Genomic DNA, 20,701 nt, shown 5'->3' with positions numbered 1-20,701 from the left:
GTGGCCGATCACCCTCTCAGGTCGGCTACGCATCGTTGCCTTGGTGAGCCGTTACCTCACCAACTAGCTAATGCGACGCGGGTCCATCCATAAGTGACAGCCGAAGCCGCCTTTCAATTTCGAACCATGCGGTTCAAAATGTTATCCGGTATTAGCCCCGGTTTCCCGGAGTTATCCCAGTCTTATGGGCAGGTTACCCACGTGTTACTCACCCGTCCGCCGCTAACTTCATAAGAGCAAGCTCTTAATCCATTCGCTCGACTTGCATGTATTAGGCACGCCGCCAGCGTTCATCCTGAGCCAGGATCAAACTCTCCAATAAAGTTAGTTTGTCTAGCATCTAAAATAAAAATTGACGTTTCACGTTGTTTGTTTCGTTCAGTTTTCAAAGAACTACTTAGTCGCTCATTCGCGACTTCCTTATGTTAACATCTTCATTTTTCAATGTCAACTAAGTTTTTTAATTTCTTTTTTGTCGTTTTCTGCGTTTCCGCATCAGCGACGGTTATTAATATATCATGCAGTATATACATGGTCAATACTTTTTATAAAAAAATTTCACATCCCGTTAAAAACTTTAAAACCGCTGTAAAAATCCTTATAGCGTCCATTCATTCTTCATGGTCCCCCTCCTATTCATTTCATATCTTATCCCTTTATCAATTTACGCGAGAGTGAAAATTCTAAATTTTATGTTATATTATTAGTATAGGAGCGTGGTGAGAATGAGCATTAAGTATTCAAACAAAATCAATAAAATCCGGACCTTTGCATTAAGTTTAGTATTTATCGGCCTCTTCATTGCATACTTAGGTGTCTTTTTCCGCGAAAACATTATTATTATGACAACGTTTATGATGGTTGGCTTTTTAAGTGTTATCGCTAGCACTGTCGTTTACTTTTGGATTGGTATGTTATCTACTAAGACTATCCAAATTATTTGCCCAAGCTGTGATAAGCCAACAAAAATGCTCGGCCGTGTCGATGCATGTATGCACTGCAATCAACCTTTAACACTAGATCGAGATCTAGAAGGAAAAGAATTTGATGAAAAGTATAATAAGAAGAGTTATAAATCATAAGTATCAAGGGAAATACGAATTTGCAACACTACAAATGTTTCAACTCATTAAAAAGTTGATTTCTTAAAAAATCAACTTTTTAATTGTTTTATTAAATTTATTACACCTATTTTTTCGAAATAACAGTAAACATCCCTGTCATATTAGGCGAATAATCTTTAAAATCATATTTTTCGTAGAATGATGTTTTACCTTGCGACGCAAACAAACCAATGAATGCTTTATCTGGAGCATTCCCATTTAAGTATTCTACTAAAGTATTCATTATTTTCTTTCCAATACCATTCTTTTGATACTCTGGATGAACCACTATATCTTGAATATAGAAATAGATAGCCCCATCACCAACAATTCTCCCCATGCCGATGATTTGATTATTATCCTTGACTGTTATACAGTAAATCGAATTTTGAAGTGATATTTCCGCCACCTCAAAGTTCATATAGTTAGTCCATCCCACAGAATCACATAAATATTTATATTCTTCCAATGTTGGAATGTTATTTTTAATCTCATATTTCTTCAAAATGTCCCCTCCCAGAATTCATTTCCACCAATACAAAGTAAATTCGACAAACTTTTATCTAACCCTTCTTACTAACTTAGCACTGTAAATCCCGATTAGCCTCACTCTAATCCTTATATAATAAAGAAAGAGGCTGACGTATAGCCGTCAGCCTCTTTCTTTATTATATATTACGCCTTATGACACTCTGGACAAACGCCATAAATTTCTAAGCGATGACTATTGATAACGAAGCCTGTCGTTTTCGCAGCTTCCTCTTCCAGCTTTTCCAAGCCTCCATAAGGAAAATCAACAATCTTACCACATTTTTCGCAAATCACATGATAATGTTGACTTGTAACATAATCAAATCTACTTGAAGCGTCTCCATAAGTTAATTCCTTTACAAGTCCAACCTCTTTAAACACACGTAAGTTATTATAGACAGTTGCAACACTCATATTTGGAAACTTACCTTCTAATGCTTTATAAATATCATCCGCTGTTGGGTGCGTCATTGATTCCACAAGGTACTCTAAAATAGCATGACGCTGTGGAGTAATGCGTACACCCGTATTTTTCAGCATTTCTAGCGCTTCTTTTAATTCTTCTTTGACCACCGTCATGCACCCCGATTCTATACGGATTATTATTTTATAATTCTTATAAAGAGTGTACTCCTTTTCTTATAAATCGTCAATATTTCTACTATAAGTATGTGGTTTATTTTTATATTCAGGACTTGTTTTTATGTATCTTTCCCTTTTTCTTCATATATTACATAGAAAAAAAGTGCGACATAATCGCACTTGGAATACTATCATCTGAGGAGGTATGCCCTACACTTCCACTTTATGTAAGGCAGTAAAATATGTATAGACACTTGCCTTGTTTCTGCATATTTTATCTCCAACGTAGATTTATTTTATATAAGAAAGAACATCCTCAATATGCCCTTTCACTTTTACTTTACGCCACTCTTTTACAAGTTCACCGTCTTTATTAATAAGAAATGTAGAACGCTCGATTCCCATATACTCTTTCCCAAAGTTCTTTTTTAACTTCCAAACATCGTATAACTCTGCTACTTTATGATCTTCATCTACTAAAAGTGTAAATGGCAATTCATGTTTCTCAATGAATTTCAAATGTCTATTCGCTGAATCAGGACTTACTCCAAGAATAACCGTATCCTTCTCTTGAAATACTCCATACGCATCACGAAAATCACATGCTTCAGTTGTACATCCTGGCGTCATATCTTTCGGGTAAAAATAGAGAACTACATTTTTACCGCGGAAATCAGCTAGACGAACTTCTTCTCCGTTACTTCCCTCTAATTTGAATTCTGGTGCCATTTCTCCTACTGTAATCATAGTTATCACTCCTACTCTTTTCCTTTACTATAACAAATGCTTCCTTATTTTTCATTGTCTATTACAGACCTCATCACAAAAGCAAAAGGGAGTGTATATCCAATTAGCGCTTCTGCGATTGCAATCCATCGCCCAATTCCAATCGGAGATATGTCACCATATCCAACAGACAATAAAGTAACTGCGCTAAAATATAAACAAACTTCGACGAGTTGAAAAGAATGAGCGTTCAAACTTTCTCCGTCCTCTTTCAAAACTGCGAAACCCATTTCCTCTAATACAACGTAACTTAATCCAAACGCGATCAGTACTGTTGTATAGATCAAAAATAATGTGGCCAAATTATAGAGCGAAAAAAAACGCGTTGAATCCGAATAGGAACTCCATAATAATTGGACACTTTTCAAAATAGCGATTGCTGCAATTAATAGAATAAATCCCCATAACATGTCCTCCACCTCATTTTATATGTATGAGGTGGAGAACTGATTTATCCCTTAGAAACGAACAAGCTTCTATAATTAATTACCCGCGCCACGATACCTTTTTACCCCTTGGTTCCAGAGGGTGATTGCAATCGTAAAACAGATAATACCAACAATTGGCGTCGCAAATGCATAACTATTCCATTCTGTTTTTCTTAAAAAGTATGCTGCTGGATATACTCCAACAAACGCAAACGGTAAAACAAACGTTAAAATGAAACGAATTACACGATTATAAATATTAACAGGATAGCGCCCGTAATTACCTATGTTATACATAAGAGGCATAATTGAACTTTTCGCATCCGACCAAAAACCAAGGCTCGCCAGCGTAACAAATATCCCTCCATATACAAGTGCTCCTCCTCCTACCATCAATATAAATAAGAAGAAATCATACCAGTAAAAAGATAATTGTAACTCCACAGTTGCATATCCCATTACAACAATCCCTGTAATAGCTCCAATTAAAGATTCAAGTTCCATTCTTTCTAATATAATTTGAAATAGGCTATGGATCGGTCGCGTTAATACACGATCCATCTCCCCTTTAATAATGTATCGATCATTAAAATCCCATATATTAAAGAAAGCTGAAAAGATGGCAAATGGTACTAAAAAGAAACCATAAATAAAGATTACCTCTTCTCGACTCCATCCCTTCAATGCTTGTGTATGCCCAAATACAACGAGAATAAATATTAAATTAACTGCTTGAAGCGATAAATCAGAAAGTAAACCAACAATAAAATCGCCTCGATACTCCAATTTCGTTTTTATATATTGACTTGCATATTGTAAAAATAAGTTTATATATAGCATCTCATCATCCCCCTTGTACAATTAGACGTTTTCTCGCCGTTCTCCACATGAGTACAATTGGAATAATAAGTACAATCGCCCAAATCACTTGAAATATTAAAGCCTCATACAACTTACTCCCCTGTATACCTTCAGAAAAAATCATACTTGGAATATAACTAATAGCCTGAAACGGTAAGAACATCATTGCTTTTTGGGCCCATAACGGATAAAAACTAATTGGTAATAATAGACCTGAAAATAAATCAATAACAACGCGTTTTGCATACATAATCCCACTATTATTAAATAGGAAAAACGTAAGCATTCCTGTCATTAAATTAATTTGTGTATTAATAATAAAACTAAATATTAAAGATAAGAAGAAATATAACCACGTTTGAAAATTCGTTGTAATTTGCAACGAAAATAATAACGTAACGATAACCATGCCTGGAATGGAAAAGAAGGCAAAACGGAATATTCCCTCGCCAAGACCTTGCATAACTTTCATTCCCAAATAGTTATACGGACGAATTAATTCTACAGCCACACGTCCTTCTTGAATCTCCATCGCAATTTCCCTATCTATATTATTAAAATAGAAGGCACGTGCCATCCACGCGATTGCGATATACGTGGTCATTTGCGAAATAGATAAACTTTCAATATTCTCTTTTCCGCTATAAATTGCTTGCCATAAAAAATAGTAAGCACCGATATTAATCGTATAAATTAAAATCCCGCTATAATAATTTGTGCGATACGCAAGCATCATTAAAAAGCGAATTCGAATCATTTCAATATACTTACCCATGTTTAATACCTTCTTCATAAATGTTACGAATAATTTCCTCTGTAGACACTTCATTAATTTTTAAATCTTTAATTTGAAAGGCTTGTACTACTTTAGAAATAAGCATTGAAATAATAACTTCTTCATTCGGTATTTTTGCAACCCACGCGTTTTCCTCTTTCGCTTTCGACCAAACGACATGACTATCTGGCATAACCATTGATAAAGCCTGATAGGAAACTGGTGCAATAAACTGAAAATGTATTTCCTTCTCCGCTCCCCACTGCGTACGAAGATTACTTAAAGAACCGTCATACATAATATTTCCTTCATCCAGCATGATAACACGCTCACATAATGCTTCAATATCAGTAATATCATGGGTTGTTAATAAAATTGTTGTTTTATAACGTTCATTCATTTCTTTTAAAAATTCACGTATTTTCAATTTCACAAGTACATCTAGCCCAATTGTTGGTTCATCTAAAAATAATAACGGTGGGTTATGAATTAATGCTGCCGCTAATTCACAACGCATTCTTTGACCTAGAGATAACTTTCGAACTGGCTTATCTAATAAAGGACCAATATCTAACGTTTCAATCACGTGTTCCATATGCTCTTTATACTGAGCGTCTGATACACCGTACACTTTTTTTAATAAACGAAAAGATTCTTGTACAGCAATATCCCACCAAAGTTGTGAGCGTTGACCGAAAACAACACCAATGGTTCTTACAAATTCTTCTCTCTGCTTATGTGGGTTCATCCCATTTACTAAAATCTCTCCTGATGTCGGAGTCAAAATCCCCGTAAGCATTTTAATTGTTGTTGATTTACCAGCACCGTTCTCACCGATATAACCAACCATCTCACCTTGTTTTACAGTAAAAGATACATCATTTACTGCTGGTACTATTTTATAATTACGATTTAATAAATCGCGAAATGCACCCTTTAAACCCGGACGACTTGAATAGGCTGTAAATTCTTTACGTAACCCTTGTACCTCAATTACCGACTTCATAATCGGACCCCCCTCCTAAATGTCACAACGAATAGTTTACCCAACTGCCTTCTCTATCACAAACAATACGTCTTTTCGAAAAACATGTTAGAATAATACATAGATTTTTGTAAGGAGATGAATGGTAGTGAAATTCACAAAGTCAGAAGCATTACATAAAGAAGCTTTAGAGCATATCGTTGGCGGCGTTAATAGTCCTTCTCGTTCTTTTAAAGCAGTTGGCGGGGGCGCTCCTGTTGCTATGGAACGTGGAAAAGGTGCTTATTTCTGGGATGTAGACGGAAATAAATATATCGATTATTTAGCAGCATACGGTCCTATTATTACTGGACATGCTCACCCGCACATCACAAAAGCAATTACAACAGCTGCTGAAAATGGTGTACTTTACGGAACACCAACAGCGCTAGAAGTAAAATTTGCAAAAATGTTAAAAGAGGCAATGCCTGCTTTAGATAAAGTACGCTTTGTAAACTCTGGTACTGAAGCAGTAATGACGACAATTCGTGTTGCTCGTGCTTACACAGGCCGCACAAAAATCATGAAATTTGCTGGTTGTTACCACGGTCATTCTGATTTAGTACTTGTAGCAGCTGGATCTGGTCCTTCTACACTAGGAACACCTGACTCAGCCGGCGTACCACAAAGTATCGCTCAAGAAGTTATTACTGTTCCATTTAATAATGTAGAAACTTTAAAAGAAGCGTTAGATAAATGGGGACATGAAGTAGCGGCTATTCTTGTAGAACCGATTGTTGGAAACTTCGGTATTGTAGAGCCAAAACCTGGATTCCTTGAGAAAGTGAATGAACTTGTTCATGAAGCTGGCGCACTAGTAATTTATGATGAAGTTATTACCGCTTTCCGCTTCATGTACGGTGGTGCTCAAGATTTACTTGGCGTAACACCAGACTTAACAGCTCTGGGTAAAGTTATTGGCGGCGGACTTCCAATCGGTGCTTACGGTGGTAAGAAAGAAATTATGGAACAAGTTGCTCCGCTTGGACCTGCATATCAAGCAGGTACAATGGCAGGAAATCCTGCTTCTATGGCATCTGGTATTGCTTGTCTAGAAGTTCTTCAACAAGAAGGACTTTATGAGAAATTAGATGAACTTGGTGCCATGCTTGAAAAAGGAATTTTAGAGCAAGCTACAAAACATAATATCGATATTACATTAAACCGTCTAAAAGGTGCTTTAACTGTATACTTCACAACAAATACAATTGAAGATTACGATGCAGCACAAGATACAGACGGTGAAATGTTCGGTAAATTCTTCAAGCTAATGCTTCAAGAAGGAGTTAACTTAGCACCTTCTAAATACGAGGCATGGTTCTTAACTACAGAACATACAAAAGAAGATATTGAATATACAATCGAAGCTGTCGGCAGAGCATTTGCTGCCCTAGCAGACAATAAATAATCCCATCATTAAAAGGAAAAAAGAAAGCTCACCTTTCTTTTTTCCTTTTTTCTATTTCATAAATTCCGTATTAATAGTATAATTATTCATAATTATCTGTTTTATATTCTTTTACAGCATTACTATCTCTGTGTACAAGGTGATTCGCACCTTAAATAGTAAGATTATTCTAACTTTTACAAGAGGGGGGATTGACGGATGCTCAATAAAAAAAATACATGGACACCGTCTTTATTTCGAGATTATAGAAATGCAGAACATGATGCGTGTGGAATCGTTTCCGTTATGGAGAAACGAAAAATTGCTACAAAAGAAAACATTGACCTTTGCATACAATCACTCGTCAAAATGAATCATAGAGCTGGTTTCATTAATGGCGAGGGCGATGGCATCGGCATTCACATTGATATACCAAAAACGCTTTGGCATGAAAAACTAAAAAGTAGTGGATATAATCCAACGATTGTGGATCATCCCCACTTTATCGTTGGACATTTTTTTCTAAATAAAAAAGAAAACATTACTGCCTTAAAAGATTATATTCGTACGCAATTAAACAACAAAAACTTTACTATCATTTTCGAAAGTGATGATGTAACAAACTCAGATGCGCTCGGTCCACTCGGTAAACAAGAAGAACCTTTATTTTGGCAAGTTGCCCTTATCGCAGAAAACGAAATTACAAATATTGAGCAAACATTATTTTCTGTCACAATAAAAATAGAGGAAAACGAAACAATTCATGTTGCTTCATTAAGTCGTGATCATGTTGTATATAAAGTTCTAGGTGCTGGTGATACACTTGTTGCCTACTATAATGATTTACAACATCCACTTATCGCTTCAACTATGACATTAGGACATAACCGCTACTCTACTAATACATTATCTAATTTTTTTCGTGTACAACCATTTAGTATTCTCGGACATAATGGTGAAATTAACACAATTGCGAAATTACGCGATCAAGCTGAAATGATTGATGTACCACTTACTGCTGGAGGCAGTGACTCTCAAGATTTAAACCGCACCTTAGAAACCCTACTTGTTCAATACGACTACAGTTTATTTGAAGCAATGGAAATACTATTCCCACCAATTATTAATGAAATTAAACTTTATGAAACACCTTTACAAGATTTATATACGTATATACGTGAAGCATGGGGACATTTTGCACAAGGACCAGCTGGCATCATTTCACGTTTTAAAGATGAAGCTGTTTTCAGCGTTGATTCTCTTGGATTACGCCCAGTATGGAAAGTAGAGACAGAAAGCTCTTATATTTTCTCTTCTGAACCTGGAGTTGTATCACCAACTAAATATGTAGCAGAACCAAAACCACTCGCTCCTGGAGAAAAAGTTGGATTAAAATGGAATGAACAAGATGAACTTGTTCTTTATGAATATGACAAATATCAAATCCAAGTATATAACCGTTTTAAAAAGCGAATTGATACTACCAATTACCATTTAAATTTATCTATCCCTGAAACGAAAAAAATTCAAGGGCTATGTGATTCTGTTCAAGTTAAAACGAAACAATATGTCGCTTTCGGATGGGACCGAGAACATATTCAACTTCTTGAACAGATGGCAACAAAAGGCGTTGAGCCAATACGCTCACTTGGGCATGACTCACCACTTGCCGCACTTGATACTGATAGACGAAATATCGCTGACTTTATTAAAGAAAGTGTAGCTGTTGTTACAAACCCTGCAATTGACCGTGACCGTGAAATTGAACACTTCTCTACACGTACTGTACTTGGAGAGCGTCCAAGTTTATTAAGCGGCGCAAAACGGCCATTTGTAGTTGAAATGCTTTCACCAATTATTTTAGAAGGCAGCGTGGCACAACCTATTGCAGAGGAATTACACACAATTACGTACGAACAACTCATAGAACTATTTAAAACTCATAACTCTATCGCCACAATCTCTGCTACATTCAGCTCGTCAGAAACTCTACAATGTGCATTAAACCGCATTAGTTCTGAAGCGATAGCTGCTGTTAACAATGGTGCTTCCCTACTAGTATTAGATGACGCAAAAGCCCATCTAAATGAACGCTTTTGGATTGATCCACATTTAGTTACTGCTAAAGTGCATCAATCATTAAGTGAAAATAAATTACGCCGCAATTGTTCTCTCGTTATACGTTCTGGTGCCCTTCGCTCCTTACATGACATTGTCACGCTATATGGATTAGGAGCAGATAGTATTAATCCATATTTATTATTCGCGACTGTAAATGATGGAACAAAAACACCAATTACGAATCTGTATAATGCACTTAATAAAGGATTAGAAAAAGTCATTTCAACAATTGGCATTCATGAGTTACGTGGTTACGGACGTCTCTATTCATCTATTGGGTTACATGAAGAAATCGCAAATATATTACAAATTACAAATTTCTTCGGTTCAAATGATTTAGCCTTTTCACTCGAATCACTTGCTGAAGATGCAAAAATACGAGCAGAGGATTATAACAATCCTAAAATTAGAATGCGAAAATCATTTCATATATTCCCGCGAATTTGGAAAGCAATCGGCGACGTTGCAAAAGGAAATTCTTATGATGATTACCGTGACAAGTTAAGTGAACTAGAAGAGAATAATCCAATCGCAATCAGACACCTTGTCCAAACGAAACAAACAAAACATGTCGTTCCAACTGAAGAAGTATCTATCGGCATTCAAAATCATAATTTACCATTTATTATTAGTTCTATGTCATTTGGTTCTCAAAACGAAATTGCCTTTCGCGCATATGCAGAAGCAGCCGATCAGCTAAATATGATTAGCTTGAACGGTGAAGGCGGCGAAATTAAAGATATGATTGGAAAATACCCACATACACGTGGACAACAAGTGGCATCTGGGCGATTTGGAGTAAATGCCGAACTACTAAACTCATCCAACTTAATTGAAATCAAAATCGGTCAAGGCGCAAAGCCTGGGGAAGGCGGACATTTACCTGGTTCAAAAGTAACAGCCAAAATCGCTGAAGCACGTAATGCGACAATTGGCTCAGATTTAATTTCACCTTCTAATAACCATGATATTTATTCAATTGAAGATTTAGCTCAAATGATTACGGAAATTAAAACAGCTAATCAACTTGCCAAAGTAGCCGTGAAAGTCCCTGTCGTTCCTAATATCGGAACAATTGCTGTCGGTATCGCCAAAGCTGGCGCTGATTTTATTAACATTAGCGGATTCGATGGCGGAACAGGTGCTGCCCGTATTCACGCATTGCAACATGTAGGTCTTCCTGTAGAAATTGGTGTTAAAGCCGCTCACAACGCTTTATTAGAAGCAAGCATGAGACATAAAGTAGAGATTTGGGCAGATGGTGGTATTCGAAGTGTAAATGATGCCTTGAAAATCATGCTCCTCGGAGCAAACCGGATTGGATTTGGCACACTATCAATGATTGCAATCGGCTGTACTACTTGCCGTGGGTGTCATCTAGATACTTGCCATGTTGGAATTGCGACACAAATTGAGTCTGAAGCACAAGCAAAAGAACATGGGTTACGCCGCTTCGTCCCACGCGAATTAGAAAGCGCAGTTGCTGGCCTGCTAAATTTATTCACCTCTTTCGGTGTAGAACTAAAACGATTAACAGGACAGCTTGGGTATACAAATTTACAAGCAATAGTTGGGCGTTCTGATTTATTAGAGCAAGTTCGAGGCGAAAATTTATTAAACTTACGTAATTTACTACAAATAATAGAACATCCATCTGTTACAACAACAGAAGGCGTACCAGAAAAACAATTTAAGACAGTTCATTCCGCTGACTCAAAAGAATTAGTAGGCGTTGGTGTAGAGCAACGCGTTATGGGGGGTCTAGAATCATGTTATCGCGTTCGCAGTAAACTATATGAAGCTACTCAACTTGAACCACTTACATTAAAGTATACGAATGGTTCTATTCCCGGAAATGGGTTAGGCGCTTACAATAGTGAAAATTTATTTATACACGTAAATGGCGGCGCACAAGATGGCATTGGTAAAACTTCCTTTGGTGGTGGGATTTATATAACGAAATCAAAAGGAAAAGACGGAGTATATTATAACGGTTCTGTCGGAAAAGGATTTGGATATGGTGCACAAAAAGGGGCACTATACGTGCAAGGGAACGCTGATGCTCGCGCTGGCATTCGCCTTTCTGGGGCAGACATGATAATTGGAGGTAGAATAACAAAACCACTTCGTGAAAAAGAGCAAGGAAATATAGGTGCATACTCCAATATTAAAGGTTTTGCTTTTGAATATATGACAAATGGGCGAGCGCTTGTTTTAGGTGACCCTGGGCCATGGATTTGTGCTGGCATGACTGGCGGTGTTGTTTATTTGCGTCGTGATTCAAACTTAGGCTTAACAGAACAGGCCTTAAAAAGAAGAATCGCAAAAGGTGCAAATGTTACATTACAACCAATTAGTAAAAATGGTTTGAAAGATGTAACTGAATTATTGCTAGACTATATTCGTGTATTAAATGAGCATGAGCAATATGAGGAAGTTGCTATATTAACAGCATTATTAGATGATATACAGAACCAGTTTTTTGAGATTATCCCGAAAAAAGAACAGGCAGACCCATCTATCTCAACAGAGTAAAATAGGTAATTTTCATTATTAAGAAAAAATTGACGAAGTACGCTTCTCATAGTAATCTATAGTAACAATTTGAGACCTGCTGAAATTCAGCAGGTTTTTTTACTAAAAACTGATGTTTAAAAGAAATTAGGAAAAATTATAAAGTGAAACTTTAATTAGCCTACACCAATCGGACGTTTACCGGCATCTAGCTTCTAATTTTTGAGGCAGGAATCTTACTGCTCACAATTAGCGGGATAAAATGAATACTAATTTCTTTTAACGTCACTAAAATATCACTTGCTAACATATTGTAATGAATGTATAGTATCATGTTGTACATTCATTATGACAAGAGAAAGGATCTTATTAAGGGTATGAAACTTGGTGCTCGCATTTTAAAAACGGGTATTGCCATCACGTTAGCTTTATTTGCTTGTATTTTACTTCAATTACCGAGTCCGGTATTTGCGGGAATTTCAGCTATTTTTGCTGTTCAACCGTCTGTATACCGTTCTTATTTAACAGCACTTGAACAAATTCAAGCAAATGTAATTGGTGCGATATTTGCTATCGCATTTGCTACTGCTTTTGGACATAATCCTTTTATTATTGGATTAACATGTATATTAGTAATTGCTCTTACATTACAATTACGATTAGAAAACACAATATCAATTGCTTTAGTAACAGTTATCGCCATTATGGAGTATCAAGGCGAAGATTTCTTTAGTTTTGCCTTACTTCGATTTGCGACGATTATGATTGGTATTATTGCGGCTTCACTTGTAAATTTAGTATTTATGCCGCCGAAATATGAAACAAAACTTTATCATCGTATCGTTGATAATACAGAAGAAATTGTAAAATGGATTCGAATGAATAGCAGGCAGGCTTCTGATTTTACAACGCTAAAAACTGATATTGATCGTATGAAAGAAAAAATGATCAAACTAAACCATTACTATTTGCTGTATAAAGAAGAAAGAAGCTACACGAAAAAAGTAAAGTTCGCAAAAATTCGTAAGCTCGTTTTATTCAGACAAATGTTAGCGACAACAAGCCGTGCTTTAAGTACGTTAAAATCATTACACCGTACTGAAAATGAACTGCGCTATATGCCAGAGGAATTTCAGGAATCTATCCAAAACGAACTTGATTCATTAACGCATTATCATGAACAAGTTTTATTAAAATTTATTGGTAAAGCAAAAAAACAACAATCAGTTGAAATGCTTGATGAAGTCGAAACAGGTAAACAAGAATTAATTGATATCTTTATGGAATATCAAAATAAGGACGATGAAGAAGCATATAAAACATGGTTACATCTCTTCCCTCTTATTTCTTCCATCATTAACTATAGTGAAGAAGTAGAGCATTTAGATTTACTTGTAGATAGCTTCTACACATACCATAAACCAGAAAAAGAACTCCAAATCGATGATAAAAAAGAAGACGAATAAAAAACAGCTCCTTTTATGCTAAAGGAGCTGTTTCTGTTATATGTTGAAGTTGATATAAATTATAATAAAATCCTCTTTTTCGCATTAACTCTTCATGAGAACCTGTTTCTTTAATCTCACCGTCTTCAATGTAAATAATCGTATCAACATGCGTAATCGTCGCTAATCGATGTGCAATTATAATCGTTGTCCGGTCAGCAGCTAACGTCTGAAGCGCCTCTTGAATATACCTTTCATTTTCTAAATCTAAAGCCGAAGTTGCTTCATCCAATATAAGTACCGACGGATTCTTTAGAAATACGCGTGCAATTGCCACGCGTTGCCTTTGCCCGCCCGATAGCTTCACACCACGTTCTCCAACGACAGTATTATAACCATCTGGTAAGTCTATAATAAAATCATGAATTTGCGCAGCTTTGGCAGCTGCAATCACTTCTTTCTCTGTAGCTTTCGGATTTCCATATAGAATATTAGCTTCAATTGTATCGCTAAACAATAAATTATCTTGCAGTACAATTCCAATATGACTACGCAAATTTCTCATATTATACTTTCTTACATCTATGCCATCTACATAAACCGCGCCTTCAGAAACATCATAGAAACGCGGGATCAAACTAGCAAGAGATGACTTCCCTCCCCCACTCGCTCCTACAAGCGCTACTTTCTCTCCAGGCTGCATAGTTAATGACAAGTTGTGTAATATCTCTTTTTCATCTGCATTATAACGAAAAGAAACATTGTCAAATACAATTTCTCCATTTAATTTTTTCGTTTGTACTGCATTTGGCACATTAACAATATCGTATTTTTCATCTAACAGTTCAAACACACGGTCCATCGATGCAAAAGATTGTGTTAATGTTGTGGATGAATTAACAAGGCGGCGAAGCGGACTATATAAACTATCCATATATCCAACAAAAGCAACCATCGTCCCTAGCGTTAACTGCCCCTGAATTACTTCATATGCTGCAAAACCAATCACAAGTAACGGACCTAAATCGGTTAACGTATTTACTGCCGAAAATGTTCTCGCCGTCCAACTTGTATGGGTTAATGCTTTCGTTAAAAATTCATTATTTCTTTTTTCAAACTGCTTCCCCTCATACTCTTCTAACGCAAAGCTACGTGTCACTTGCATTCCTTGAATACGTTCATGCAAATACCCTTGCATCGTCGCTAACGCTTGTGAACGCTCTTTCGTCAATTTCCGAAGACGTCCGAAAAAATATTTCACTGCAATTACATAAATAGGTAAAATCAATAACGCAACAAATGTTAATTTTATATTCATAGAAAACATAACAATGATAGCAATAGCAATTGTTGCAGTATCTAACCAGACGTTCATCAAACCAGTAATTACAAAATCCTTCGTTTGTTCTACATCATGGATGACACGCGAAATAATCTCCCCTGTTTTTGTATTGGAATAATAACGTAAACTTAACTTTTGTAAGTGACCGAAAATATGCTTCCGCAAATCATACAGTATTGTATTTGCGATACGTTGTGCGAAATATTGACGATAATATTCAATCGGTGGTCTTAATACCGCAAAAATAAAAAAAGCAATTCCAATCGCTGTTATTAATTGAGATGTTTTATCTTGAAGTGAGCCCGCGCCTTGAATTACATCATCTATAATATACTTTAATAACCACGGCATAATAAGTGGGATACCGAATTTAACTAGCCCAATAATAATTGTAATAGCAATAAGCCATCGATATGGTTTAACAAATTGTAAATATCTTTTTATGCCTTGCACATAATCCCCCCTCTAATAGGACAAACCTGCCGGGAAGCCCCCTGCAGGTTTGTTTTAATTTCTGTACATTAAATATCGTTCATACCACATATCTACGAAATCTGGTGCAAATGGACCTTTTCTTTGATGAATCCACTGTGTTAAATGTGCTACATTTCGTTTTAAAATTGTATCAATAACAGGTGGATACTGCATAATTTGACTATGTTTTTCATACTCATCTTCATCTAGAAGCGTATATGTCATATCTGGATATACTTTAATATCTAAATCATAATCAATATACTTTAATGCTTCAGGATCATACGCAAAAGGTGAGCTTAAATTACAATAATAATATACGCCATCTTCCCTAAGCATCCCAATCACATTAAACCAATAGTTGGCATGAAAATAACAAATTGCTGGTTCACGAGTAATCCATGTTCGGCCATCCGATTCTGTAACTACTGTACGATCATTCGCTCCGATTACAAGACTCTGTGTCCCTTTTAAAATTGTTGTTTCTTCCCACATTCTATGAATGGAGCCATTATGTTTATAACTATGTATTTGTACTTTTTCTCCTTCTTTGGGAAATCCCATATATGCTCCCTTCTTTCAACTGCAAATGCCCTTTGAACGGCATTCACTTTTTTTCTATTATAACTTTTTTGTCGAAATTTTAAAACTAAAGGGACAAGACTCTATTTTTCACAGTGAATATGCAGAATGTTTATTGTTGAATACAATAATCCCCAATCTTCTCAGGAAACAAGGATTGTACTGTATTATTTATAAAAGAGGACATGTAATAGAAAAAGTCCCTCTCTATTGAAGGACTTTTCATCTGAAAGTAATAATATATCTTATCCTAAATTTGAAATCATTTTTTCATTTTCAAAAGATTGGATTACACTATTCGTTTGTTCTTCAAATTTCTCATGTAACATCTTCAATGCTACTTCTGTTCTATATATTTCCTGGCGGATAAAATGCAGTTCTTTTTTATCACACGTATCTTTTTCATTCATTTCAATTTGTTGATACTTCTCTAGATGTGCTTGTAACTTTAACAACTCATCCATCGTTTCTAATTGCTCCCCTACCAACTTATCAAAATCGTTCATCACTTACCCCCTTTTGGACTTATTCATCAGTTATTATTCCTAATTACATAATTCTAATTGTTAACTGCCTTCTCCTTTGACTACATTTGTTGACTTATTAGAAGTTATGTCGTTCACTTTCTTTTCATTACAACGATCCACGCACAAAGAAAACACTCCTCACGAATTAGAGAAGTGTTTTTCTTTCATTACTGATTTGAGCTAGAAGATTGTGATTGTTTTGCAGCTGACTTAGCATTTTGTTCTTTCACAGCATGCACGTCTGTTTCAGTTGCAAATTCTGTACCATAACTAGCGTTTGCACTTTGTGCACCAGAAGCTTGTGCTTTCTTTGCTTCTGATTGTGCGTTTGCTTGTTTTACTGCTTGCACATCTGTTTCAGTTGAAAACTCTGTACCATAACTAGCATTTGTACTTTGAATGCTAGCACCAGAAGTTGCCTTGTTATAACCTTGTTGTTTTTTACTCATCTTTCTCACCTCCACAATCAATAATGTAACCAATTCACTTAGAAGCTATCCGTAATTTTCTTTTGAATAATTTCCGCATATATCTTTTGTTACTTATTCAAACTATAAGAAATGGAGGTGGGAATATGTATATAGGACGCGATATGACTGAACTAACGATGGTTTCAAAAAATGAGTGGAAAGAAGATGAATTAGCTTATTTTCATCATTCATTACAACAAATTTTGCCTTATTTAAACGCCGAAGGGCAAAGTATTTACAAAGAAATTGTAGTAGAAATCGAATCAAGAGGCGGCTTACAAGAAGGCGAAGCTAGTTGGACTCATGGGACAAAAATTTCTTACGATTAAAAAAGTGTTCCCTAGATTGGGAACACTTTTTTTATTTATTGCATTGTAATTTTCTCCACGCAATTTTCGTAAATAGTACGATGTGATTTCGAGAAAGGCAATTGCTCGAATGCTTCTTTCGATACAAATTTTAATGTATCTGTATCAACAATATTACCGGTTACTTTTCCGTAAAATACAAATATATCCCAAGTACGATGTGTAAACGTATGTTGTACATTCATTGCGTACTCATCAATAGAAACCCCGAGCTCAAATTTCTCTTTCATATAATCTATAAGCTGCTCTTTCTGATTTCGAATCCCTTCGCCAAGTTCAATATTCGGAAATTCCCACATGTTAGCTAATAATCCGGTACTTGGACGTTTATTAATGACGTAACGACCATCTTCCGTTTGAAGTACTCCTGCAACAAGGGGTACCATCGTCGGAGCTTTCGCTTTACTTTTTACTGGTAACTCCTTTTGAACACCTTCAGCATATCCCCTGCAATGTTCACGTACAGGACAAAGTAAGCATGCTGGATTTTTCGGAATACAAATTAGTGCACCTAATTCCATCAAACCTTGATTAAAATAAGATGGATTTTCAGTCGAAATAATTTCACGCACAATCTCTTCAAAAACTTTTCGAGTCTTTGGTTTTGCAATATCATCCCATACTGATAAAATGCGAGATAATACACGCATAACATTTCCATCAACTGCCGGCTCTGGTATACCATATGCGATACTTAAAATAGCACCTTTTGTATATGGTCCAACTCCTTTTAACTTTTCAATTTTCTTTACATCACTTGGTACAACCCCGCCGTATACTTCTTTTACCTCTTTTACTGCCGCATGTAAATTACGTGCTCTAGAATAATATCCTAAACCTTCCCATGCTTTTAATACTTCTTCATCATCTGCGTTCGCTAACGCTTCAAGTGTAGGAAACTTCCCCATAAAATTTGCGTAATATGGTTTTACAGCTTCTACTCTTGTTTGCTGTAACATAATTTCAGAAACCCAAACGCGGTATGGATCTTTATTCTTTCTCCATGGCAAGTCGCGCTGTTCTTCTTCAAACCAACCAATTAAATCATTTTGAAACTGCTCTATATTAAAATTGTTTAGTATTTCAAGTGTCAAACTTGATCCCCCTCATTTTTTTGCATATAAGTACTATTATAAAGATTTTAGGAAAAAATTTAAGTAAGATGACATAGGAAATAGAAGGCAAAGGACTTGAGGTATCGAATAAAAAGAGTTACATTAATAAAAAAACGGAGGTGGATTTCTATGGACACAGCCACTCACCTTGTTATGGGTATCACTTTAGGTAGCTTAGCAACATTAGATCCAGCCATAGCACAAAGTGATATTGGCCCTCAAGCTGTTATGCTTGCTACAATTGCTGGTTCCAACATTCCTGACATTGACACAGTTTTAAAATTGCGTAATAACGCTAAATATATAAGAAATCATCGTGGGATTACTCATTCCATTCCCGCGGTAATTCTTTGGTCATTCCTTATAAGTGGCATCTCTTTCGCCTTCTTTTCAGAAGCTCCATATCTTCATTTACTACTTTGGTCATTTATTGCCGTCTTTCTTCACGTCTTTGTAGATATTTTCAACGCCTATGGTACACAAGCATTACGACCTTTCACAAAAAAATGGGTCGCACTTGGCATAATTAATACATTCGATACCGTAATTTTCTTTATCCATATACTTGCAATTGCTTGCATGCTCGTCGGTTCTCATAAAGGATATACAGCCTTAGCAGCATATATATTAATGATTATTTACTATATCGGACGGATTATGATGCATAGAAATATAAGAAGCGTTGTACACAAACGTTTCAACAATGTCGAGAAGATTATCATTTCTCCTTCTTACCGATTTTATCATTATCATTTAGCAGTCGTTACGGCTGATTATTACTACGTTGCGAGATGGCATCGTGGTAACATCATGATATATGATAAGTTCGATCGGGTACCGTTCCCAGACAATGATATTATGCGAGCAGCTAAACAAGATGAAAACATCTCAGCCTTCTTATCTTTCTCTCCTGTATATCGCTGGGATATTTTTGATCATGATCATTATTACGAAGTACGATTCATTGATTTACGATACCGAAGTAAAGATTATTATCCATTTGTCGCGATCGTTCAGCTCGACCACAATTTAAATATTATTAGCTCCTATACAGGATGGATTTTTAGTGAAGAAAAACTTCGAAAAAAACTAGAATTACTTCCACATTAAAAAAAGCGACTTAAGTCGCTTTTTTTAATGTTTCAAATGATCTTCTTGATTAATTAAATGGCTATACTTCGGATTATTTGTACGCATTTCATGAAGGCGTATACCATGATTATTAATCCATGATCGTACCACTTGTTCCGTCATTTCATCGCCTTGATAACGACCTGATTTGGCATAAGTTGTTTGAAAATCTTCCCATAGTAACTCAACCCACGCACGAGCTTGTGCGTAAGAAAGCTTGTCATTCTTGTCTAATAATTCTTTCGTTAATATTTCATAAATATCATTCATATTATAATCTCCTTTTACCTATTTATCCCTTCATTTCTAAAGGATAGTTTCTTCAATTTTGCACATTCTATAATTGATACTTCTTAAAGAAGAGGTATCAACCGATAATGAGGAGGGCGTTCGCAATGGGTAAACAAGCCGAATTTTGGTCTGAGTCAAAAAATAACAGCAAAATCGACGGTCAACCGAAAGCGAAATCACGCTTCGCTTCGAAACGACCTAACGGCACAATTAACACGCACCCACAAGAACGTATGCGTGCTGCAAATCAGCAGGAAGAGTAGTACAAATTAAATTAACTTCCTACACGAGGTGATAAAGATGAGCTACCGTGATCGCTTAGATAGTCGTTCTGAATTATTTAACCATACGTGGACTCGTCCAAAACATGCGAAAGCGCAAGTTAACGGACAGACGCAACAAACCCAGTCTCTCATTATATTGGCAAATGAATGTAAAAAACGCCAATTTTAGAATCTCCTATCTCCTTTAACGCCTACCAAAGATGAAAACCAGAGAGATATGTGCTCTCTGGTTTTTATTTTTCTTGCAATAAGGAAATTGGTATGCCAATCTCTTCATTATCATTTTGCTTATATCCCCAAGCAAATACCCCATTGAAATACGTAATTTTAAATAATACACCAGGTTCTTCTACTAATTCATATGTTTCACCAATACGGAATTTGTTTATATCCGTCATATAAGCACGAGCCATTGCCATTTTTCTCATTAATACATCAAATTCATTGACAATCCCAAGCTGCTCAGCTTTTACTGCTTGCTCCTTCAAAGCGCCAATTTCTTCCCTTAGCTCATGCGGTGTCATTTCACTGTAGCGTTTTGGCATATTCATCTTATTCTC

General features: G+C 36.0%; 22 protein-coding genes and 1 rRNA gene (1 of these 23 running past the window's edge). 8 read left to right on the top strand and 15 right to left on the bottom strand.

The features are described from left to right. Window positions 1–322 (bottom strand): 16S ribosomal RNA (locus AXW78_RS02580); it reaches 1,220 nt to the left of the window's first position. Between the two features lie 403 nt (window positions 323–725). On the opposite strand from AXW78_RS02580, the gene AXW78_RS02575 reads away from it, so the two are divergent. Further along, window positions 726–1,082: a YgzB family protein gene (locus AXW78_RS02575; RefSeq protein WP_000025066.1), complete on the top strand. Its 357-nt coding sequence runs from the start codon at window positions 726–728 to the stop codon at window positions 1,080–1,082. A 106-nt stretch (window positions 1,083–1,188) separates the two neighbouring features. Here the strand turns inward: AXW78_RS02575 and AXW78_RS02570 are convergent, their stop codons facing one another. From AXW78_RS02570 to AXW78_RS02540, 7 genes are all read right to left on the bottom strand, one after another. Then, entirely contained in the window at window positions 1,189–1,608 is a 420-nt protein-coding gene (locus AXW78_RS02570) for a GNAT family N-acetyltransferase (protein ID WP_000759737.1), read from the bottom strand. Window positions 1,609–1,778: 170 nt separating this feature from the next. Further along, window positions 1,779–2,207: a peroxide-responsive transcriptional repressor PerR gene (gene perR, locus AXW78_RS02565; RefSeq protein WP_000237829.1), complete on the bottom strand. Its 429-nt coding sequence runs from the start codon at window positions 2,205–2,207 to the stop codon at window positions 1,779–1,781. A gap of 300 nt (window positions 2,208–2,507) precedes the next feature. Further along, on the bottom strand, window positions 2,508–2,963 hold the full coding sequence (gene bcp, locus AXW78_RS02560; RefSeq protein ID WP_000633706.1) for a thioredoxin-dependent thiol peroxidase: 456 nt from the start codon (window positions 2,961–2,963) through the stop codon (window positions 2,508–2,510). A gap of 44 nt (window positions 2,964–3,007) precedes the next feature. After that, window positions 3,008–3,412: a potassium channel family protein gene (locus AXW78_RS02555; protein ID WP_000964343.1), complete on the bottom strand. Its 405-nt coding sequence runs from the start codon at window positions 3,410–3,412 to the stop codon at window positions 3,008–3,010. A gap of 72 nt (window positions 3,413–3,484) precedes the next feature. Next, window positions 3,485–4,270, bottom strand: coding sequence for an ABC transporter permease (locus AXW78_RS02550; RefSeq protein WP_000965778.1), 786 nt, complete (start codon window positions 4,268–4,270; stop codon window positions 3,485–3,487). A gap of 4 nt (window positions 4,271–4,274) precedes the next feature. Further along, a complete protein-coding gene (locus AXW78_RS02545; protein ID WP_000521516.1) occupies window positions 4,275–5,066 on the bottom strand; it encodes an ABC transporter permease in 792 nt (263 codons plus the stop codon). Next, a complete protein-coding gene (locus AXW78_RS02540; RefSeq protein WP_000843650.1) occupies window positions 5,059–6,072 on the bottom strand; it encodes an ABC transporter ATP-binding protein in 1,014 nt (337 codons plus the stop codon). The genes AXW78_RS02545 and AXW78_RS02540 overlap by 8 nt, the downstream gene beginning before the upstream one ends. Before the next feature lie 121 nt (window positions 6,073–6,193). On the opposite strand from AXW78_RS02540, the gene hemL reads away from it, so the two are divergent. The 3 genes from hemL (at window position 6,194) to AXW78_RS02525 (ending at window position 13,578) form a co-directional block, all read left to right on the top strand. Then, window positions 6,194–7,498, top strand: a complete 1,305-nt coding sequence (gene hemL, locus AXW78_RS02535; protein WP_003299918.1) for a glutamate-1-semialdehyde-2,1-aminomutase — start codon at window positions 6,194–6,196, stop codon at window positions 7,496–7,498. A gap of 198 nt (window positions 7,499–7,696) precedes the next feature. Further along, a complete protein-coding gene (locus AXW78_RS02530; RefSeq protein WP_000932752.1) occupies window positions 7,697–12,133 on the top strand; it encodes a glutamate synthase-related protein in 4,437 nt (1,478 codons plus the stop codon). Between the two features lie 356 nt (window positions 12,134–12,489). Beyond that, window positions 12,490–13,578: an aromatic acid exporter family protein gene (locus AXW78_RS02525; RefSeq protein WP_000765787.1), complete on the top strand. Its 1,089-nt coding sequence runs from the start codon at window positions 12,490–12,492 to the stop codon at window positions 13,576–13,578. Window positions 13,579–13,591: 13 nt separating this feature from the next. Here AXW78_RS02525 and AXW78_RS02520 read toward each other — a convergent pair whose 3' ends face one another. The 4 genes from AXW78_RS02520 to AXW78_RS02505 all read right to left on the bottom strand — a co-directional run bounded on the left by AXW78_RS02520 (window position 13,592) and on the right by AXW78_RS02505 (window position 16,931). Beyond that, entirely contained in the window at window positions 13,592–15,352 is a 1,761-nt protein-coding gene (locus AXW78_RS02520; RefSeq protein ID WP_061883752.1) for an ABC transporter ATP-binding protein, read from the bottom strand. A 54-nt stretch (window positions 15,353–15,406) separates the two neighbouring features. Beyond that, window positions 15,407–15,937 carry a nucleoside tri-diphosphate phosphatase gene (gene ntdP, locus AXW78_RS02515; RefSeq protein WP_000506624.1) on the bottom strand — a complete coding sequence of 177 codons (531 nt, stop codon included), beginning with the start codon at window positions 15,935–15,937 and terminating at the stop codon, window positions 15,407–15,409. A 263-nt stretch (window positions 15,938–16,200) separates the two neighbouring features. Then, window positions 16,201–16,461, bottom strand: a complete 261-nt coding sequence (locus AXW78_RS02510) for a YgaB family protein (RefSeq protein ID WP_000997576.1) — start codon at window positions 16,459–16,461, stop codon at window positions 16,201–16,203. 188 nt (window positions 16,462–16,649) lie between these two features. Then, window positions 16,650–16,931, bottom strand: a complete 282-nt coding sequence (locus AXW78_RS02505) for a gamma-type small acid-soluble spore protein (protein ID WP_061883751.1) — start codon at window positions 16,929–16,931, stop codon at window positions 16,650–16,652. Window positions 16,932–17,056: 125 nt separating this feature from the next. On the opposite strand from AXW78_RS02505, the gene AXW78_RS02500 reads away from it, so the two are divergent. Next, complete coding sequence (locus AXW78_RS02500; RefSeq protein ID WP_000275447.1) at window positions 17,057–17,281, top strand: hypothetical protein; 225 nt, start codon at window positions 17,057–17,059, stop codon at window positions 17,279–17,281. Between the two features lie 35 nt (window positions 17,282–17,316). Here AXW78_RS02500 and mutY read toward each other — a convergent pair whose 3' ends face one another. Next, window positions 17,317–18,414, bottom strand: coding sequence for an A/G-specific adenine glycosylase (mutY, locus tag AXW78_RS02495; protein ID WP_000171393.1), 1,098 nt, complete (start codon window positions 18,412–18,414; stop codon window positions 17,317–17,319). Window positions 18,415–18,564: 150 nt separating this feature from the next. Between mutY and AXW78_RS02490 the strand changes: the two genes are divergently transcribed. Further along, a complete protein-coding gene (locus AXW78_RS02490) occupies window positions 18,565–19,545 on the top strand; it encodes a metal-dependent hydrolase (protein WP_000379107.1) in 981 nt (326 codons plus the stop codon). Between the two features lie 24 nt (window positions 19,546–19,569). Here AXW78_RS02490 and AXW78_RS02485 read toward each other — a convergent pair whose 3' ends face one another. Continuing rightward, window positions 19,570–19,836: a YfhJ family protein gene (locus AXW78_RS02485; protein ID WP_000998165.1), complete on the bottom strand. Its 267-nt coding sequence runs from the start codon at window positions 19,834–19,836 to the stop codon at window positions 19,570–19,572. A gap of 125 nt (window positions 19,837–19,961) precedes the next feature. Between AXW78_RS02485 and AXW78_RS02480 the strand changes: the two genes are divergently transcribed. Further along, window positions 19,962–20,120 carry a small, acid-soluble spore protein K gene (locus AXW78_RS02480; protein ID WP_000517891.1) on the top strand — a complete coding sequence of 53 codons (159 nt, stop codon included), beginning with the start codon at window positions 19,962–19,964 and terminating at the stop codon, window positions 20,118–20,120. A gap of 37 nt (window positions 20,121–20,157) precedes the next feature. Continuing rightward, complete coding sequence (locus AXW78_RS02475) at window positions 20,158–20,310, top strand: YpzG family protein (RefSeq protein WP_000122093.1); 153 nt, start codon at window positions 20,158–20,160, stop codon at window positions 20,308–20,310. A 64-nt stretch (window positions 20,311–20,374) separates the two neighbouring features. Here the strand turns inward: AXW78_RS02475 and AXW78_RS02470 are convergent, their stop codons facing one another. After that, window positions 20,375–20,692 (bottom strand): YfhH family protein, encoded by a 318-nt coding sequence (locus tag AXW78_RS02470; RefSeq protein WP_001057024.1) that lies wholly within the window; start codon window positions 20,690–20,692, stop codon window positions 20,375–20,377. Window positions 20,693–20,701 lie beyond the last annotated feature (9 nt).

This window comes from Bacillus thuringiensis (assembly GCF_001595725.1).
Classification (GTDB): Bacteria; Bacillota; Bacilli; order Bacillales; family Bacillaceae_G; genus Bacillus_A; species Bacillus_A thuringiensis_K.
Note: the sequence above shows the minus strand (reverse complement) of the source record. Positions and strands in the feature narration are given on the sequence as shown.

What these genes read in the sequence shown, in the direction of transcription:
- AXW78_RS02575 (WP_000025066.1), top strand. Translation starts at nt 726, where the DNA reads ATGAGCATTAAGTATTCAAACAAAATCAATAAAATCCGGACCTTTGCA.
- bcp (WP_000633706.1), bottom strand. Translation starts at nt 2,963, where the DNA reads ATGATTACAGTAGGAGAAATGGCACCAGAATTCAAATTAGAGGGAAGT.
- AXW78_RS02555 (WP_000964343.1), bottom strand. Translation starts at nt 3,412, where the DNA reads ATGTTATGGGGATTTATTCTATTAATTGCAGCAATCGCTATTTTGAAA.
- AXW78_RS02550 (WP_000965778.1), bottom strand. Translation starts at nt 4,270, where the DNA reads ATGCTATATATAAACTTATTTTTACAATATGCAAGTCAATATATAAAA.
- AXW78_RS02545 (WP_000521516.1), bottom strand. Translation starts at nt 5,066, where the DNA reads ATGGGTAAGTATATTGAAATGATTCGAATTCGCTTTTTAATGATGCTT.
- AXW78_RS02540 (WP_000843650.1), bottom strand. Translation starts at nt 6,072, where the DNA reads ATGAAGTCGGTAATTGAGGTACAAGGGTTACGTAAAGAATTTACAGCC.
- hemL (WP_003299918.1), top strand. Translation starts at nt 6,194, where the DNA reads ATGGTAGTGAAATTCACAAAGTCAGAAGCATTACATAAAGAAGCTTTA.
- AXW78_RS02530 (WP_000932752.1), top strand. Translation starts at nt 7,697, where the DNA reads ATGCTCAATAAAAAAAATACATGGACACCGTCTTTATTTCGAGATTAT.
- AXW78_RS02525 (WP_000765787.1), top strand. Translation starts at nt 12,490, where the DNA reads ATGAAACTTGGTGCTCGCATTTTAAAAACGGGTATTGCCATCACGTTA.
- ntdP (WP_000506624.1), bottom strand. Translation starts at nt 15,937, where the DNA reads ATGGGATTTCCCAAAGAAGGAGAAAAAGTACAAATACATAGTTATAAA.
- AXW78_RS02510 (WP_000997576.1), bottom strand. Translation starts at nt 16,461, where the DNA reads ATGAACGATTTTGATAAGTTGGTAGGGGAGCAATTAGAAACGATGGAT.
- AXW78_RS02505 (WP_061883751.1), bottom strand. Translation starts at nt 16,931, where the DNA reads ATGAGTAAAAAACAACAAGGTTATAACAAGGCAACTTCTGGTGCTAGC.
- AXW78_RS02500 (WP_000275447.1), top strand. Translation starts at nt 17,057, where the DNA reads ATGTATATAGGACGCGATATGACTGAACTAACGATGGTTTCAAAAAAT.
- AXW78_RS02490 (WP_000379107.1), top strand. Translation starts at nt 18,565, where the DNA reads ATGGACACAGCCACTCACCTTGTTATGGGTATCACTTTAGGTAGCTTA.
- AXW78_RS02485 (WP_000998165.1), bottom strand. Translation starts at nt 19,836, where the DNA reads ATGAATGATATTTATGAAATATTAACGAAAGAATTATTAGACAAGAAT.
- AXW78_RS02480 (WP_000517891.1), top strand. Translation starts at nt 19,962, where the DNA reads ATGGGTAAACAAGCCGAATTTTGGTCTGAGTCAAAAAATAACAGCAAA.
- AXW78_RS02475 (WP_000122093.1), top strand. Translation starts at nt 20,158, where the DNA reads ATGAGCTACCGTGATCGCTTAGATAGTCGTTCTGAATTATTTAACCAT.
- AXW78_RS02470 (WP_001057024.1), bottom strand. Translation starts at nt 20,692, where the DNA reads ATGAATATGCCAAAACGCTACAGTGAAATGACACCGCATGAGCTAAGG.